General features: G+C 33.5%; 19 protein-coding genes. 8 read left to right on the plus strand and 11 right to left on the minus strand.

The features are described from left to right. Nucleotides 1–2: 2 nt before the first annotated feature. From EJ01_RS01150 to rnz, 7 genes are all read right to left on the minus strand, one after another. Nucleotides 3–914, minus strand: a complete 912-nt coding sequence (locus tag EJ01_RS01150) for an NADH-quinone oxidoreductase subunit B family protein (protein WP_048080100.1) — start codon at nucleotides 912–914, stop codon at nucleotides 3–5. Further along, nucleotides 914–1468, minus strand: coding sequence for a hypothetical protein (locus EJ01_RS01155; RefSeq protein ID WP_048080101.1), 555 nt, complete (start codon nucleotides 1466–1468; stop codon nucleotides 914–916). Before EJ01_RS01155 ends, EJ01_RS01150 begins: the two co-directional genes overlap by 1 nt. 12 nt (nucleotides 1469–1480) lie before the next feature. Beyond that, nucleotides 1481–1732, minus strand: coding sequence for a 4Fe-4S dicluster domain-containing protein (locus tag EJ01_RS01160; RefSeq protein ID WP_048080102.1), 252 nt, complete (start codon nucleotides 1730–1732; stop codon nucleotides 1481–1483). 529 nt (nucleotides 1733–2261) lie between these two features. Further along, on the minus strand, nucleotides 2262–2513 hold the full coding sequence (locus tag EJ01_RS01165; RefSeq protein ID WP_048080103.1) for a 4Fe-4S dicluster domain-containing protein: 252 nt from the start codon (nucleotides 2511–2513) through the stop codon (nucleotides 2262–2264). 312 nt (nucleotides 2514–2825) lie between these two features. Further along, the gene (locus tag EJ01_RS01170) at nucleotides 2826–3434 is read right to left on the minus strand and encodes a class E sortase (RefSeq protein ID WP_048080535.1); all 609 of its coding nucleotides are present in this window, start codon (nucleotides 3432–3434) and stop codon (nucleotides 2826–2828) included. A 184-nt stretch (nucleotides 3435–3618) separates the two neighbouring features. Next, entirely contained in the window at nucleotides 3619–4383 is a 765-nt protein-coding gene (locus tag EJ01_RS01175) for a mechanosensitive ion channel family protein (protein ID WP_048080104.1), read from the minus strand. 90 nt (nucleotides 4384–4473) lie between these two features. Further along, nucleotides 4474–5373 (minus strand): ribonuclease Z, encoded by a 900-nt coding sequence (gene rnz, locus EJ01_RS01180; RefSeq protein ID WP_048080105.1) that lies wholly within the window; start codon nucleotides 5371–5373, stop codon nucleotides 4474–4476. Nucleotides 5374–5475: 102 nt separating this feature from the next. Between rnz and nadC the strand changes: the two genes are divergently transcribed. Both nadC and EJ01_RS01190 read left to right on the plus strand, forming a co-directional pair. Beyond that, nucleotides 5476–6306: a carboxylating nicotinate-nucleotide diphosphorylase gene (nadC, locus tag EJ01_RS01185; protein ID WP_048080106.1), complete on the plus strand. Its 831-nt coding sequence runs from the start codon at nucleotides 5476–5478 to the stop codon at nucleotides 6304–6306. A 303-nt stretch (nucleotides 6307–6609) separates the two neighbouring features. Next, nucleotides 6610–7014, plus strand: coding sequence for a ubiquitin family protein (locus EJ01_RS01190; protein WP_048080107.1), 405 nt, complete (start codon nucleotides 6610–6612; stop codon nucleotides 7012–7014). Nucleotides 7015–7398: 384 nt separating this feature from the next. Here the strand turns inward: EJ01_RS01190 and EJ01_RS01200 are convergent, their stop codons facing one another. The 4 genes from EJ01_RS01200 to EJ01_RS01215 all read right to left on the minus strand — a co-directional run bounded on the left by EJ01_RS01200 (nucleotide 7399) and on the right by EJ01_RS01215 (nucleotide 10506). Continuing rightward, nucleotides 7399–8265, minus strand: coding sequence for a PAS domain-containing protein (locus EJ01_RS01200; RefSeq protein WP_048080109.1), 867 nt, complete (start codon nucleotides 8263–8265; stop codon nucleotides 7399–7401). 169 nt (nucleotides 8266–8434) lie between these two features. After that, nucleotides 8435–8992 (minus strand): ZPR1 zinc finger domain-containing protein, encoded by a 558-nt coding sequence (locus EJ01_RS01205; protein ID WP_048080536.1) that lies wholly within the window; start codon nucleotides 8990–8992, stop codon nucleotides 8435–8437. A 96-nt stretch (nucleotides 8993–9088) separates the two neighbouring features. After that, entirely contained in the window at nucleotides 9089–10033 is a 945-nt protein-coding gene (locus EJ01_RS01210) for a 3H domain-containing protein (RefSeq protein WP_048080110.1), read from the minus strand. A gap of 125 nt (nucleotides 10034–10158) precedes the next feature. Then, entirely contained in the window at nucleotides 10159–10506 is a 348-nt protein-coding gene (locus EJ01_RS01215) for a roadblock/LC7 domain-containing protein (protein WP_048080111.1), read from the minus strand. Between the two features lie 197 nt (nucleotides 10507–10703). Here EJ01_RS01215 and EJ01_RS01220 point away from each other — a divergent pair, with 197 nt between their 5' ends. From EJ01_RS01220 to EJ01_RS01245, 6 genes are all read left to right on the plus strand, one after another. Continuing rightward, entirely contained in the window at nucleotides 10704–11756 is a 1053-nt protein-coding gene (locus EJ01_RS01220; protein WP_048080112.1) for a DUF1611 domain-containing protein, read from the plus strand. A gap of 49 nt (nucleotides 11757–11805) precedes the next feature. Continuing rightward, nucleotides 11806–12156: a cell division protein SepF gene (gene sepF / locus EJ01_RS01225; protein ID WP_048080113.1), complete on the plus strand. Its 351-nt coding sequence runs from the start codon at nucleotides 11806–11808 to the stop codon at nucleotides 12154–12156. 120 nt (nucleotides 12157–12276) lie between these two features. Then, nucleotides 12277–13491, plus strand: coding sequence for a DUF2226 domain-containing protein (locus EJ01_RS01230; RefSeq protein ID WP_048080114.1), 1215 nt, complete (start codon nucleotides 12277–12279; stop codon nucleotides 13489–13491). Between the two features lie 10 nt (nucleotides 13492–13501). Next, nucleotides 13502–14284, plus strand: a complete 783-nt coding sequence (minD, locus tag EJ01_RS01235) for a septum site-determining protein MinD (RefSeq protein ID WP_048080115.1) — start codon at nucleotides 13502–13504, stop codon at nucleotides 14282–14284. A 30-nt stretch (nucleotides 14285–14314) separates the two neighbouring features. After that, nucleotides 14315–15103 carry a cell division ATPase MinD gene (minD, locus tag EJ01_RS01240; RefSeq protein WP_048080116.1) on the plus strand — a complete coding sequence of 263 codons (789 nt, stop codon included), beginning with the start codon at nucleotides 14315–14317 and terminating at the stop codon, nucleotides 15101–15103. Between the two features lie 779 nt (nucleotides 15104–15882). Continuing rightward, entirely contained in the window at nucleotides 15883–16758 is an 876-nt protein-coding gene (locus tag EJ01_RS01245) for a carbohydrate kinase family protein (protein ID WP_245611117.1), read from the plus strand. Nucleotides 16759–16784 lie beyond the last annotated feature (26 nt).

Raw genomic sequence — 16784 nt, forward strand, 5'->3', positions numbered from 1 at the left:
TATTATTTCTTGACCAGCTGAGGGATCAATGAAACCTGTTTATCCTCCATAATTGTACTTCCAATTACGAATCCATATATTACGTGCCCGATATCTCTTATCTGTTTTTCAACATCCTTTTCTGGCATCTTAGAAAGGTGAGCTATCCTTTTTATTACACCATTATATACATCGTGGCTTGGTTCCCTTAAAACATCAAGAGAAGGACCACCACAACCATGGCAAGGAATACCTGCAGATGTACATAGTGCACCGCACCTTCCAAGTGTAACAGAACCTAAACAAACATAACCCTGGCTTAAGAAACATTTTTGAGGATCTGGATCCCCTTCAATTCTCCTGTTGAGCTTGTCAAATTCAACGTGATCCATCCACCTTGAACAGTCGGCACATACACTCTTTTTAGGAACATCTGGAGTTTCTCCTTTAATTAAAGGCATCAATATGTCCCAAACAAGAAGTTCTTTAGGAGGGCATCCTGGTAAAAAGTAATCTATTTCTGTGAAATCACCTGCAGGGTGAACAATCGGTAAAAGTTCTGGAACTACCTCCGAAGGTACGTCAGCTGCTTCAGTACTAGGATTATCTGAATAAATCCTTGCTGTTACATCTTCTGGCCTGTAAAGGTCGGCCATTCCAGTTATACCTCCATAACATGCACATGTTCCGTATGCAATTAATGTTTTAGACTTTTTACGTAATTCTTCAAGCCTTTCTTTGTTTTCTTTATTTCGTACAGATCCAGAAACTATTGCAATATCAATGTCATCTGGTACTTCTTTTGTATCCATTAAAACTGGCGCATAAACAATATCTGCTTCTTTGAGTAATTCCATTATTCCTTCATGTAAATCAAGAATGGAAATTTCACAACCAGCACAGCCAGCAAGCCATTCAAGTGCGATTTTTACCATTATTTACCACCCCATCCTATAGTTAGGGTTTTAAGACAAGCGTTTGGTCCTACATGGTCTATATCAAGTTTTCCCCTGATACTCATAACTTCTTCTACAGCCCCAACCATGTATCCATATAAGAGATAACATAGCGGCCCTTTTTGAGGCAGACCTGTTCTTCTTAATGTTTGTCTTACAACACAATCCATAAATAAAAGTTTTACAATAGTTTCGTGGCCCTTCTCAATAGTATATCCTTCCTGATCTGAAGGTTTCCACATTTCAAAATAAAATTCCATCCCAAGTATTTGACTCAATTGATTCATGGCTTTTTCCAGATCATCGGTTTTTTCTGCCAGTTTACCAGCTTCATGTCCCATTCTTTTCCCTGCTTGATAAACAATAGCATTTGCACCGCGCCCAGAAACCTGTTCTAATGCACTTGACATAGATCCCACAAATTTCATAAGAACGTGAAGGGCTTCTTCATAGTCATTGATGTCTCCACCAGTTTCTGGAGGAATTAGTTCAGGTTTAAAATCGCCTCTTATTTCTTTACGTTCAATTTCCATGTCTAAAACTCCTTATATTATTTTGCTTATAGTTGAATTTACCTTTCGGTCAATATAAAGTCTTTTAGCTACATGTATATCATCGTGTTCCAGTGCCTGGGAAGGACAAATCTCGTGACATGACAAACACGCCATACAATCCCCTTCTTTCACTACAACAGTCTTACCATGTTCACTATCCAATTCATACACGTCACTGGGACAATCCTCAACGCAAGACCCACATCCCACACATGCATCCTCGTCTACTTTTATTTTTACCATAGCAATCCCCTCATTTTTCCTTTTAAAGCAATTTGGAAAGATGTTTAACCCAATTAAATCCTTCCTACACAATTTTTTTTTGAATTAAAAAAAAATAATTCAATCTCTAATATTACCTTGTAGGGATATTTTTCTATATAAAACGTCTTTACTATTAAGGATTTATATTACATGTTCGTAACACTCTATAAATTATAATAACAAATTATTACCTAATAATAAAAAGGAGAGTCAAAATTATAAAAAAATAGTAAATTTAATTATTATATCAAATTATCATGGTTTTAAGACCAGTATCCAGTCTGCATGGTTTGTTTCTAGCTTTGATATCTATAAGTTCCCCAACCATGTCCACTACTTTTATTCAATAAGTAGCTTAAAAACTTTTTCCATGCCAAATAGTTATTTTAGCCGTATTTTAAAAAAACGGCTGATAATAAGATCCTTGTTACCATCACATACTTATTTAGAATATATTTCTAGTGTACTTGTTTATGCGTTTATTCCACCAGATATTATGTTTAAGGCCCTATAATATTTTATTTATAATCTGATTTACTTTTCGGTCTATATAAAGCCTTTTGGCCACAGGTATGTCGTCGTGTTCCAGTGCCTGGGAAGGACAAATCTCATGACATGACAAACACGCCATACAATCCTTTTCATTCACTACAACAGTTTTACCATGCTCACTATCCAATTCATACACATCGTTTGGGCAGTCCTCAACGCAAGATCCACATCCCACACATGCGCCCTCGTCTACTTTTATTTTTACCATAGTATCAGTCCAGTTTTTTCTTTAGAGTCTCTGGAAATTGATGTAATTTAATTTTCCATTGTTTTATCCTGAATTCGAAAAAATAATTCCTTAGTTTTTAAACCTTCAGGAAAACTTAACATATAGAATTTCTTTACTATTAAATATTTCTATTAAGTGTTTGCAGTAACAATAACTTACAATAGGAAGTTATTACCAAATAACAGCTCAACATCCAAATTTTACTGGAAAGAGTCACTTAATTAGATTATCAATATCAATATAAACTAATCCCATTTGTTATAGCTCCCAAATAAAAAAAATATTCTAAAACTAAGTTAAAGAGGTTGTAGAAACCAGTTTACAATGGACTATATAAGCTGCCAGCTTCCTTCCTGGAGGGTAACATGTTATAAGTAACAACCGGGGCTCTCCACTTTGAGCAAATGAAATTGGATTTTCTTTATAATCCCACCGGATGTCATCACCATTCGATGTGACTTTATAAATATATTTTTTAGATATAGTATAATCTTTTATTATAACCTGATCTCCAACCTTTAAACTACCAAGTTGGCGGAATAATCCAGAGTAATGTGTCCTATGACTTAATAAACCACATTCTCCATTTTGGCCAGGTTCGACACTTTCAGGATAATGATAAACAGTATTATACCCATTTACAGTCTCCGAATTTATCTTGGCGTTAACTCCCATTCTTGGAATTACAATCCGGTATACATCAGATGTACTTCCAGATACAGAATTAGTAGTTGAAGGGCTTAATAGATCAACAGGAGCACTTCCATTTCCACGAAGGTATAAATTAGTTTGATATGCATTTAACTCCTTAGATTTCTCGTAACCAACGATTATTACAGCTGAAGACACAATTACACACACTAAAACAATTACAACAGCTAAAATTTTATATTTAGACATTGTTAAATCCATCTGATCATCTTCCGCATAATTATACCGCTAGTTAAAAAATTTAATTAGATATATTGTTAATTCATCTATTTAAACGTGTTAAATATCATTTAAATGAGAACATATCCAAAAATACTTAAATTGACCTGTGTGTTTTAGAAAGTATATATCATCTAATAATTACATCCTGCAGTTATCCGTATTTTATGTTTTCATCCCTTAAAAGTTTCTTAGCTGCTTTTCCAAGGGCTGAACGATGTTCTGTAACTCTCCAAGGATCATTTACCCATACACATAGTGTTAATCTGACCCCCACATCTATAAGTTCTCTAACTATAACTTTTGGTTTAGGTTTTTTCAGGACCCAATCACATCCAGTAGCCATATCTTCAAGGGATTTTGAAGTTTCTTCAAGGTTCATAGTATAAGGTATAACTATATCCAGATCTACTCTTCTTGTATCCGATGCAGTATGGTTTATAAAGGGATTGGTTGAAAACAGTGCATTTGGAATCGTGATAATCTTTTTATCATATGTAATTATAGTAGTGAGCCTAAAACCCATTTTAACTACTTTTCCTTTCTGATTAGATACTTCAACAATATCTCCTACTCTAAAACTTTTATCCAAAAATATAAACATTCCCGCAATGAAATTAGAAAGTGTATCGCGCGCTGCAAAACCAACAACAATACTCACTACTCCTAAACTTACAGCAATGGCAGTTAAATTGATTCCAAATAACCCAAGGATTACAGCTGCAGCGACTAGATAGATTGTATACTTAACAATCTCATTTAGGACCTGAATCATAGTTACGTCAAGATCCCATTTAATTTGAGAGTTTTTAAGAAAACGGGATGTCAATCTTACTATTAAAAATGCTGCAACTAAAGTAACTCCAATGGCAATGATATCATCAAATTGTAGATTCATAAAAATTGTACTGACGGCCATTTATTCCACATTCCTATAGATTTCTAGTTTTTATAAATTGTTGAGGAATTGTATTTAAATTATCTGAAATTTACGTTATTTGCTAAGATATCAGCGCTCTACTTCTATCTCCATAAAATCTTCTGCAACTGTAGAATTTTCAAATATTTCCTTTGCTTCACTTTCAAGGATATCTGATTTTTTATATCTGGTACTTACATGAGTTAATATCAATCGTTTAACATTTGCTTTTTTTGCAATTTCTGCAGCTTGAACAGATGTAGAATGACCCATTTCATAAGCTTTATCGCCATAAATACCCTCAAAAGTAGATTCATGTATCAAAAGATCCGCATCTTTTGCAAATTCCACCATCCCCTCTGAAGGAGTGGTATCACCAGAATAAACTATCTTACGCCCTTTTCTTTCTCCCCCAAGGACCTGCTCTGGTTGTATTACTTTATCTCCTACTTTTACAGGAATACCCTGCTGAAGTTTTCCAAAATCAGGCCCAGGGTTAATACCAAGGGCTATTGCTTTTTCTCTTATAAATTTAGGCCTTCTTTTTTCATATATACCATATGCAAAGTTCAAAACGGTGTGGTTCATCTTAGAACAGCTTACTCTATAATTTTCTTCTTCCAGTATAATTCCATCATCAATTTCATGCATATAAATTTCAAATGTAAGGGAAAAATATCCAAAATTTCTTATAATATTTACCATTTCAACAAGGCCCTTAGGACCAAATATATGCAGCGGATTTTTTCTTCCCCTAAAAGCCATTGATTGAATTATTCCTGGAAGTCCAAGAATGTGATCTCCATGAAAATGAGTTATAAATATATTGTTTATTTTCATAGGACTTATTTTAGCCTTTGACATCTGAAGCTGTGTGCCTTCACCGCAATCAAATAAAAAAATCTCTCCAAATGCCTTTAATGCTATTGAAGAGTGATTCCTATGACGGGTAGGGATTGCAGATGATGTTCCTAAAAATACAAGCTCCATAATATTTCACCTTAGATATAACTTATAAAATTAACTATAATCGATTCTTTCTGAGTTATTTATTTATATCTTTTACTTTATATAGCTAAACAGGGATTTAATATGAGAAATATTCTAAAGCAAATGGTTTATGAGGATATAGGTTTTGAGGATATTACTTCCAATGCTTTGATTCCTGAAGACCTGGAAACAAAGGGAATAATAATAGCTAAAGAAGAAGGAATTATTTCTGGAATTGATGTTGTATCTGATTTATTTGATGAATTTAAAATTAAATCATCCGCTAAAAAACATGACGGAGATAATGTAAAAGTAAATGATATTATTATGGATATTAAAGGAAATGCACAGACAGTTTTAAGTTTAGAACGTACTGCATTGAATTTCCTCATGAGAATGAGCGGTATTGCAACCTTAACCTTTAATACCCTTCAAAAAATAAGGGAAGTAAATGAAAATATTATACTGGCAGGTACACGTAAAACAACACCAGGACTGCAAATTTTTGAAAAAAATGCAGTTAAAGTAGGTGGAGGAGACACCCACCGATTTAGATTAGATGATTCTGTCCTTATTAAGGATAACCATATTGCCATTGTTGGCAGTATTGAAGAAGCAGTAATTATGGCCAAAAAGAATGTGAGTTTCACCAAAAAAATTGAAATAGAAGTCGAAAGCGAAAAAGGAGCTATAGATGCTGCAAAAGCAGGTGCAGACATTGTCATGCTGGATAATATGAATCCCCGCGAAATTGACGAAGTTATTTCAGCACTTGAATCAATGAATTTGAGAGATAACATTTTAATTGAAGTTTCAGGAGGAATAAATCCGGAAAATATTGTTGAATACGCAAAAACAAACGCAGACATCATTTCAACAGGTTATATAACTCATTCTGCCAGATCACTAGATCTAAGTTTAGAGATAATCTAGACAGACAATATCCATAAAGTATCTATATGCATTGCATTATTCAAATCATAAATATAGTTGATATTGCCTGTTATCATAATTTCAATTAATGGTACCCTAATTTTATACAGAATTTTTACAAGTAGAAGTATAATCATAACTGAAAATAATTTACATCATGTATAAAATAATTAAAGAAATGGCCCTTATTTATGCATAAATTTATATGTATTGATGCTTAAAATGAAACTAGATACAAAATAATTATAGATGTAAAATTTATTTTTACATAATTTTATTTTAAAGTTTACAAGGAGGAATTCAATGTCAGATGAAGAAATTCAAAATACTGAAGAAAATATGGACGAAGAAGTCCAAGAAGAAGAAGCTGAAGAATTACCATTTGCAAAAGCAGAAGTTGTAAGGTTAATGAAACAACATTTAGACAGCGACAAAATGATAAGAGAACGTGTCAAAGTCGAAATGAACAAGTTTTTAGGGGATGTCCTTGAAAAAGTCTGCAAACAGCTCAATGAATATCCTTACACAACAATAGAATATGAAATGTTAAAAGAATCAATATATCCTTACAAAAATGTAGAAAGAATCAATGAAGAAAAAGAAAGGATATTAAAACACTTAGATGCTATTAAAGCAGATTGTGATGCTTTAAGCTTAGATGTCAGAAGGACATTAAAATTAAAAGATGTGGAAGACACAGTATACTAACCTCTCAAAATTCATAGAATTTTGGAGCGACAAACACAAGGTGTTTGTCAGCCGTCAAAAAATCGTATATTTTTCGGGCATACAAAAACCGAAGATTTTTGTGGTTGTGAAACTCTGTTTCACAAACATTCGAAAATCTTTGATTTTCGATGCACCAAACATAAAATGTTTAAGTGCTGCAAAACCTTCGGTTTTGCAAGCTGTCAAAACTGTAAGTTTTGACGTAGCAAAAAACGAAGTTTTTTGCATGCTCTCAAAATTTTATTTGAGAGCCAGAAAGAAGATGCTCATATCGAGTAAACTTCTAAAACACTTCCTTTTTCATTTAAACTATCAAATTATTTACAAAACTAAAAGTTTCTCAAAGAAATTTAAAATTTATATTCATTTAGGGCATAATTCTTTTCTTAATTCTGTTATATCACGAACTGTTTCAATGGAACCAACAAGATTTCCATCACGATCACATAGTGGAGACGCTTTTACCGATACATAAGCTCCTTTTCCACCAAAGAGGTTGCTTACAAACACTTCAGCAAATAAAGTTTTTCCTTCTCTTTTCACATAAGCATATTTATCTTCCATCTCTTTTTCACTTAAAAAAATCAGATCAATTAAAATAGGCCTTTTTTCGCCATAAAATGGTATAGAATAAGCATATTCGCCCTTACCTAAAATGTCTTCTTTGAGAGTACCAGTCATCTCTTCAATAGCTTTATTCCACGCGATTACCCTTTTATTTTCATCTATTACAAATGTAGCATCCGGCAGAAATTCAATTATATCCATAAGTTTCTGGCGTTCAATTTGCATTTCTTCCTCTGCCTTTCTCTGCTTTGTTATATCAGTTGCCAATGTAATATACACGTCTTCTTTTGGTGAAAATGCAGTAACAGAGAAATATTTATTTACAGGGGCAAAATAAGTGTCATATTCTGTCCCTCTTCCAGTAGTTACTACCTCATTAGCTTTTTTAAGATCAATAGACACTGCTTCAGAACCATAAAGCTCAATAATACTTTTTCCAATTAAACCTTTCTTTAAAGATTTTCTCTGCCTGTAAGCTGCGAGATTAGCATAAGTTATGACTAAATCAACTATTTCTCCAGCTTCATCACGCATTAGTTCATAAACTGTTACTCCTTCTTGCATATACTCAAAAAACTGATAATCTAGACCAGGTAAAGGACCATATTCTTCAGACTCAATCCTACCTTCTTCATTAGGGTTTAGGTTCGGTTTTCGTCCCATTTAAGATATACTCCCCCTATACTTTTATTTCTTTATTTTTATACCATTTAGACTTTAAAAAAACATTTTAAAAGTATACTGTATATTATCTTATGTAGCTACATGCATATAATCATGTCCTTTTGTATTAAAAAGAGAAATTTCATTCATGATATTATTAATAGGAAGATTATTCATTTTCAAATACTGTGAAACCTGTTTTCAAGTTCTTTATTTCTTCCAGACTCAATTTTCTTTTGAGGGCATCTTCATGAATTATGATGCTGTGTCCAAAAGGATCTTCAATTATCACTGTAACAGTATCTTCACCATTTTTAACTTTTTCAAGTTCTTTTAAAATATTAGATGCATTTTCCTTAGACTGTTCATCTTCAACAAGATTCATGGCCGTCACAACCGCGTCATGGAATCTTGTCAGCACACCCTCAACATTTGAAACATAACCCTGTGATCTTGGACCTGGTTCTACTTTCAAGCCCAGTTCAGGTATACTGATTGTAGCTGATTGAGATCTGATAACTCTTGCATTTAAATTAGATTTATCTACCTTTAGCTCATACCTTACTGGTTCTTTTTGTTCAAGGCACATTATATCCGAATGCTTGTATCCACAATCATGGCACTTAGCTGTAGATTCCATTATTTCTCCAAAATAGGGAATATTTTCTGTTTTTGTTATAACTATCATTGAATTTTTACATTCGCAGACTGGACAATCAATTTTCATCTCATTCAAAATTATTTCTCTCCTTATAACTTAATTAATAAAAAATAATTAAAAATATCAAAAATAGTATCAAGCAATATTTAATTAAATATTTTATTATTCTTTAATTAAATATCCTTTTTCATCCAATTCTTTTATCATTTTATTCAGACTCTCTTCGTCCGGAGCGCATAGCCTATGACTATGAACATTATTTGAGAGTTCATAAATATTTTCTAAATCTTCTTTCCGCTTTTTATTTCTTTCTAAAGATGCAAAAAAGCGTTCTGCTTCTTTAGGGTCATAAACATTGATTTTTCTCCGCAGAGGCTCTGTAAAACCATGTATAAAATAAGATATATCTTCCATTCTACCACCATATTTTAACACAGTGCTGGTTTCATCTTTTATACTATCTACACCGTGCCTTAATTTAATAGTTTTACAGATTTGCCTTATGTGAGTAAGCATCACTTTAACTGTAGTATCAATTTCATCATTGTAAATAACTGGAACTCCATGTTCATCAGCTTGTTCAGCAAGATAATCATTAATTATCCTGTTTTCTTTGAAATATTCCAGATGTTTACCGCCTCGTTTTATTTTCATGGCCCGCTTAACGAAACGTTCTTTATGAATCTCTTCATCAGCATTAAGTACAAAAAAATGAATATCTGCATCATCCTGGAACTGATCAATGTTAATGAAACCAGGTACAAGGTGCACACCTTCAATTACAACATCATCAAAATCATCTACCGCCCTTTTTATAACTTTTTCAATAGCAGGGATAACAAATGAAGCGTGTTCTTGAAACCCAGCATTTATTAAAGCAGCGTTAGTTTTATACCTTTCCTTGTCTCGTATTGTTACATATGCATCGAAAGATGATTTGTGAAGCGCCGGGGCGAATTCAGGTCCAATTACTCCCCTAACTATTTCTCTTATAAAATCAGACTCGATTAAATGCTTTATTCCTAATATCTTAGCTAACTCTGATGCTATAGTCGATTTTCCAATTCCAGAAGCACTTCCTATCAAAATAACATAGGGTTTTCTCAACTGATCATCTCCAAATCAATATAAAAAACACAAAGAGTTTAGGATAAATATGTTAATATTATTATATTAAATATTATTATCCAATGTTGTTAAATACTTTTAACGGGCGCACTGAATATCAGCATTTAGGTAAGAAGATCTATTACACGTTCTGCACTTCTTCTCATTTCAATCCTGATTAGGCCCAGATTTATGTCTATATCTGTAATAACAACCAGAATTCCTTCACCCGCATCTATCATCAAAGTTTTACCTAACTGTCCTTCAATCATAACCTGTTGTAAAGGTTCATGTTTCATCTCTTCAGCAGATCTTTCGGCTGTACCAAAAACTGCTGATGACATAGCTGCCACGAGTTCTGAATCTATATCTCCAGGAACCTCGCTTTCAATAATTAGTCCGTCTTTTCCTACTACTAAAGATCCATTTACCCCATTGATCCTGCCTAAGTCCTTAAGTACTCTTCCTATCATACTATGCCTCCACTTATATTCAATATAATTGGAGGTTCAGGAAATCTCTTTCGAGATTTCCTTCAACCTCCACAATAGATTGAATATAGATACATAAATTATATATCTTAAAGTATATAACTTGGTTTAATATTTATTAAATAAATAGATAATGTAAACTCACACTTATTCCAACTAAATGATAATGGAGTGATTATTTGTATGACATAACTTCTGTAGAAGAATTTAAAAAGCTTAACCCTTTTATAATAGTCGGATGTGGCGGTGGTGGTGAAAAATTCGCCAATTTCGAAGGAGTAGAATCTGTTGGCTTTGTTGATGATAGTGTTAAAAAACAGGGAATGGAATTTTGCGGTAATGTAATATCTTCAAGTTTAACTGAACTCATTGGGAAAACGGACGCTAAAAGCATTGCAATTATGCTTCCAATCGGCGCTGAAGGAGCTGCGCTTAAATACGCTGTTCAAGCTATAGATAACGGGCTGAATGTTATAACTTCCTTTAGGTCCTTATCACTTTCAGAGAACACATCTCTTTTAAAATTTGCCAAATCAAAAGGCGTGGTCATAAAAGAAATTAGTTCTCGCTTAGATGTTATTAATAAAATATTTGGAACTGCACCTTCCCAATGTACGGAAGTACTTCCAAAAATTACGTATAAACCTAAAGCACCAGTTGTTTTTGTAGGCGGTACTTCTCAAGAGTGCGGTAAACGAACAACTACAAGAATTCTTGGAAAAACAGCACAGGAAAAAGGTTTAAATGCAGCTGTAATTTCAACTGATGAGATGGGACTTGAAAGCCCGGCAGACCTCAACTTCAGGGCAGGAAGTCTTTCAGTTATGGACGTCGCTGCAGCAGTCATGGGGACTATGAAATATCTAGAAGAAGAAAACAACCCGGATATTATCTTTGTGGAAGGACAATCCAGTTTAACTGAAGATGGGAACCCACATCCAAGAGGTCTTTCAGCTGCAATACTCATAGGCTCAAGGTCTGATGCTGTTGTAGTTTGCCATAGACCTAACCATCCTTTTAGAGAGCCAAGAGGAATAGATTACGAAATAAAAGCAATAGAAGCTGTAGAACCTACTAAAGTTGTTGGCATTTCTTTAAATATGAGGAACGTTAGCGACAAAAAGGATATATTAAAGTATGAGGAAAGATACAAATTGCCAGCAGTAGATATTAAAAATGGTGGGGCATCAAGATTACTGGATGTAATTATTGATTATGTAGGGCTGAAATAATCACCAACCTGTAAAACCCACCTGATAAAATCAGTATAGGGGAAATAAAATGAAAGATGTCATGGATTATATAAAGAAAAATCTAGGATTAGAAGAAGAAAGTGAAGATGAAGAAGAAAAAGAGACTATAATCGTTCCAGAACATTCTTTTTATGAAATAATCCTAATGAAAGCCCAGGGCATTCCAGATATAGAAGATGCTCTAAAACAGATTACTGAAGAAAAAAATCCAATTATATTGGATATGGGTTTTATAGAAAATAATCCAGAGGAATCTAAGCAGGTTGGAGAAAAATTAAAAGAATTCCGAGATAATGTAGGTGGAGAAGCTATATTACTTTGTAAACAAGGCAACGTGGTAATTATAACCCCTCCTGAAATTAAACTTTTAAAAAAATAACCAGCTAAAAAATTTATGATGATAATTCATCAAATCACACATATTCATAACTGTAAAAGGGATATACATAAATTCAATTGAATTTAATATATCTTAAGTTATAATTGTAGGGGAATAAAAATGGAGTTACCAATTACCAGACCGTCTATGATCTCTTATGCAGACCAGCTAAATTTTAATGAACTTTTAGGCGAACTAAAATCAAAAGAATACAATGGATTTATAAGAGTAACTGCCGGTTCTGAGGAAGGACACATTCTTTTTAAAGAAGGCATACAAATTGCAGCATCATATAATAACGATTCAAAGATAGATGCAATTAAAAAAATCAAATCCGCCACAGACAACAGCAGCACTTTAATTGAAGTTTTTGATCTTAGAGATTCTCAGGTTAATTACCTTATGGATATAAATAAAAAATATCTACTCAACTCTGGTTCTGAAGTTAATGATGTACTTGATGAACTTAAAAAAACAGGGCATGAAGATAAAGAAAAAATTGAAACTCTTATACCTGAAAAACCTGAGGTTATTGAAACTCCCATACTTGAAGAAAAACCTGAGGTTATTGAGGCTCCTTTAACTGAAGAAAAGCCAGAAGTAACCGAAGCTACTTTACCTGAAGAAAAACCTGAAATTAGTGAATCTCCTTTACTAGAACAAAATGAATCATTTTTACCTAAAAAACCTGAAATTAATGAGGATATCCAAGTTGAGCCTGAAATTCAAGACAGTAACGAAGAAGTGAAAAATAAGCTCAAATCAATATCAGAAATGAAATCAAACCATGTTGAAGATGTTCGAAGGAAAGCTCAACTTAAATCAGTAAATACCAGTATTTCGCCCACTGAAACAGATATTGGTGTTGAAAGAACTGATAAAAGTGAAAATGAAGAGATAAAAACTGCCGAACTTGCAAATGAATCTATTGATCGAGCAGAACTCATGAAAAAGTATGGTTTAAAAGATGTAGGTGAAGAAGAAGTTGAAAACATTTTAGAATCCTATAAAGGAGGATCTCTAAGCGATGATGATGTTGAAAAAATAGAATTAACGCTTATGAATAAAATTAAAAAATCAATTCTTAGTATTCCAAAAATTAAAGGGACAGAAGTCATGGTATTTTTAGATAATACCAGTGAACTGGCTGGAACCATAAATATAATCACAGAATACGAAAGTAAAGGATTTTTATCAAGGTTCATGGGTGAATCCAAAGACCTGGATAATTTAAAAAAACAAATAATTAATATAACCCAAATAGAGATAAAGAAAAGTTTTAGAGGATATCCAGAAATTGTAGACAATTTTAAAATAAACGTGGAAGTTAGCTAGGAGGTATCGAATGACAAGAGTTATAACCGTCGCCTCAGGTAAAGGCGGAGTGGGAAAAACAACAATAACTGCAAATTTAGGAGTAGCTTTATCTACTTATGGAGAAGAAACTATAGTGCTGGACGCAGATGTAGCTATGGCAAATTTAGAGCTTATCCTTGGAATGGAAGGAAAATCAATTACATTACATGATGTTCTATCCGGAGAAGCCTCTATTGAAGATGCCATATATGAAGGGCCAGGCGGTGTCAAAGTTATTCCTGCAGGGATTTCACTGGAAGGGCTTCGAAAAATCAGACTAGATAGACTTGAAGAAGCTTTATCAGTACTGGTTGAGAGTGCAGATATACTTTTAATAGATGCTCCCGCAGGGCTTGAAAAAGATGCGCTGGCAGCAATAGCATCAGCACAGGAATTAATTCTTGTTACAACTCCAGAGGTTCCTTCCATAAGTGACGCATTAAAAACAAAAATCGTTGCCAATAAACTGGGCGTAGAAATAACAGGTGTTGTTATAAACAGAGAGCAACATGACAAAACATTTTTAACAGTTAACGAAATCGAAACTATCCTAGAAGTACCTGTTATTGCAGTAGTTCCTGATGATCCAGAGGTAAGCAGGGCTGCAGCATTTGGAGAACCACTTGTAGTTAAAAATCCAAAATCTCCTACAAGCAACGCAATTATGCAGTTAGGTGCAGATCTAATTGGTGAAGAGTACCATCCTATTGAACCTGATAAAAAAGGAGTTATTTCCAAACTGGTTGAAGGATTACTTGGAAGAAGAGGATAAATTTTTAATAAAAATAAGTAACTGGTAAAAATGTCAAAATTTATAGCAATTGCTTCGGGTAAAGGTGGAGTTGGAAGAACTACCTTAACGTACAATTTAGGAGTAGGAATGTCCTTATTCGGCAGAAATGTTGTAATGCTAGATTTAGATTTAGTAATGGCAAACTTAGATGTCATAACAGGACTTTTAAATCCAGATGTTACGTTACATGATGTTCTAGCTAAAAACAGATCAATAGATGAATGTGTTTATGAAATAGAACAGGGTATAAGAGTTATTCCAACAGGAATACATTTTGAAACACTCAGACATATTAATCCAAAATATATATCGTGGAATAAAATACTGGAAGAAATTGCAGACTATGGTGACATTTTCCTTATGGATATGCCTGCAGGTATTAATTCAAACATTTTTGAAGGGCTTCCCGAAAATGTAGAGATGATCATCGTTACAAACTCCACCATGACTTCTGTAGCTGATGCTCTTAAAATTAGAATACTCTCAAATGAACTGAATATCCAGATCATTGGATTTGTACTGAATATGTGGTATGATGATGGTTTTTTACTCTCAGTTAATGAGATAGAATCTATACTTGAAGTTCCAATGATTGGAATCATTCCATATGACCGTGAAGTGGAAAGATCAATGGCCCTTGGAAAATCTGTAGCCGAAATCAATCCATCATCACCTACAAGCAATGCACTCATGCAGCTTACCGCCCATTTACTTGGGGAAGAATATAAGCCAATTGAACCGGATAAAGAAGGTATTCTAAACCGGCTGAAAAAGTTCATAGGCATGTTACCAGACTAATTATTCTATTTTCTTAATTTTACCCTCAAATTTTCATTTTTTACTATCTAAATCAAACCTTTCACTCAAAAATCTGTCAAAATCGAAGATTTTGACGCAGCCAAAATATAAAAATTTTGCAAGCTTCGATTTTTGGTGTTTGAAAATCTATCGAAATTTATAATTTCGATGCAGGTGAAATTTTCAATTTCACGGCAGAGAAACAAAGCATGCAAATCTAAAAGATTTGCTGCGTCAAAATTCCTTGAATTTTGACAGTTTCTCCTGCAGCAAAAAATCTATGATTTTTTGCATGTTTCAATTTTCAACAGTGAAAATTCACCGAATTTTTACATGCCGGAGGAAACTCTCAAAAACCGGAGGTTTTTGGAGCCTTCAAACGCAAAGCATGCAAAAATTCCGTTTTTACTTGTGCCAAAATCGTAGATTTTGAGCAACGTTTGGGGCCACGAAACCATCGGTTTCGTTGGCACGAAAAACAAAGTTTTTCGTAAGTTACATTTCCTCGGCCCCGAATACTGTCAAAATTTTCAATTTTGACGCCGGAGGAAACTGTCAAATCTTCGATTTGACGCATCGAAAATTTTCAATTTTCGAATGCTACGTTTCCTCCTGTTAGAAAAATGTTGTAAAAATTTTCAATTTTTACACATTGAAAATCGAAGATTTTCAAATGCTTTGCATTTTTCTAAAATTCTATGAATTTCTGAAGGGTTTAATTAAACAATTTCAATAAAATCAAATATAAGAAAACTCAAAATATAAATGAGGACGATATTTTGTCAGTTGACGTGGTTGGACTTGGAACATGTAATATAGACTTCATTAACAAAGTTCCCCGGCTTGTAGGAATCGATGATGAAGTTAATGTTGAAAAACTCGTTTTATCTGTGGGAGGTTCAGCATCCAATTTTACAGTGGGGCTTTCCAGGTTAAATATAAGCACAGGAATTATAGCTAGAATTGGAAACGACTATTTCGGGCAATTATGTGCTAAAAAGCTCTGTGATGAAGGAGTTGAAACGCAAAGACTTCTAAGCATCGATGCACCCACAGGCATGGTATTTATAGCTGTTGATCCTCCAGGAGAAAGGTCAATGTATTCATTTATGGGTGCAAACGCAGAATTTAAACTATTAAAAGAGGATATTGATTATATAAAGAGTTCAAAAGTACTGCACATAACTGGAATGTATAAAGAAGTGTTTGAAGAAGCTTCAAGATATGCAAACTTTTTATCGTTGAATCCAGGAACATTACTCTCAGAATATGGAATAGATAAATTATATAAACCTATTAAACGATCCAACGTGATATTTTTAAATAAAAAAGAAGTTAAAATCTTAACTGGAGAAAACTTAAAGAATGGAACACAAGCACTTTTAGATACCGGCGCTAAAATGGTTGTTGTAACCTGTGGCAAAGAGGGTGCAAATCTCTATACTAAAGATGAAATAATCCATTCACCTGTAAAAGAAACTGCTGCCCTTGATACAACTGGAGCCGGAGATTCATTTGCTGCAGGTTTTATAGCGGCTTATATCAAAGATAAAAAATTGAAAGAATGCCTTGATTTTGCAAATACAGTGGCATCTTCATGTGTTGGGAAAATAGGAGCTATGAATGTGTCAAGAGCATGCGATCTGGATATTTAAATAACTGTTTTAATAAAATATTAGAG

Source organism: Methanobacterium veterum, assembly GCF_000745485.1.
In the GTDB taxonomy this organism is placed as follows: domain Archaea; phylum Methanobacteriota; class Methanobacteria; order Methanobacteriales; family Methanobacteriaceae; genus Methanobacterium_D; species Methanobacterium_D veterum.

Coding starts and splice junctions, on each gene's coding strand:
- EJ01_RS01205 (WP_048080536.1), bottom strand. CDS start 8,992: ATGAAAATTGATTGTCCAGTCTGCGAATGTAAAAATTCAATGATAGTT.
- sepF (WP_048080113.1), top strand. CDS start 11,806: ATGAAAGATGTCATGGATTATATAAAGAAAAATCTAGGATTAGAAGAA.
- nadC (WP_048080106.1), top strand. CDS start 5,476: ATGAGAAATATTCTAAAGCAAATGGTTTATGAGGATATAGGTTTTGAG.
- EJ01_RS01215 (WP_048080111.1), bottom strand. CDS start 10,506: ATGATAGGAAGAGTACTTAAGGACTTAGGCAGGATCAATGGGGTAAAT.
- EJ01_RS01155 (WP_048080101.1), bottom strand. CDS start 1,468: ATGGAAATTGAACGTAAAGAAATAAGAGGCGATTTTAAACCTGAACTA.
- EJ01_RS01170 (WP_048080535.1), bottom strand. CDS start 3,434: ATGTCTAAATATAAAATTTTAGCTGTTGTAATTGTTTTAGTGTGTGTA.
- minD (WP_048080116.1), top strand. CDS start 14,315: ATGTCAAAATTTATAGCAATTGCTTCGGGTAAAGGTGGAGTTGGAAGA.
- EJ01_RS01190 (WP_048080107.1), top strand. CDS start 6,610: ATGTCAGATGAAGAAATTCAAAATACTGAAGAAAATATGGACGAAGAA.
- EJ01_RS01165 (WP_048080103.1), bottom strand. CDS start 2,513: ATGGTAAAAATAAAAGTAGACGAGGGCGCATGTGTGGGATGTGGATCT.
- rnz (WP_048080105.1), bottom strand. CDS start 5,373: ATGGAGCTTGTATTTTTAGGAACATCATCTGCAATCCCTACCCGTCAT.
- EJ01_RS01200 (WP_048080109.1), bottom strand. CDS start 8,265: ATGGGACGAAAACCGAACCTAAACCCTAATGAAGAAGGTAGGATTGAG.
- minD (WP_048080115.1), top strand. CDS start 13,502: ATGACAAGAGTTATAACCGTCGCCTCAGGTAAAGGCGGAGTGGGAAAA.
- EJ01_RS01160 (WP_048080102.1), bottom strand. CDS start 1,732: ATGGTAAAAATAAAAGTAGACGAGGATGCATGTGTGGGATGTGGGTCT.
- EJ01_RS01230 (WP_048080114.1), top strand. CDS start 12,277: ATGGAGTTACCAATTACCAGACCGTCTATGATCTCTTATGCAGACCAG.
- EJ01_RS01175 (WP_048080104.1), bottom strand. CDS start 4,383: ATGGCCGTCAGTACAATTTTTATGAATCTACAATTTGATGATATCATT.
- EJ01_RS01150 (WP_048080100.1), bottom strand. CDS start 914: ATGGTAAAAATCGCACTTGAATGGCTTGCTGGCTGTGCTGGTTGTGAA.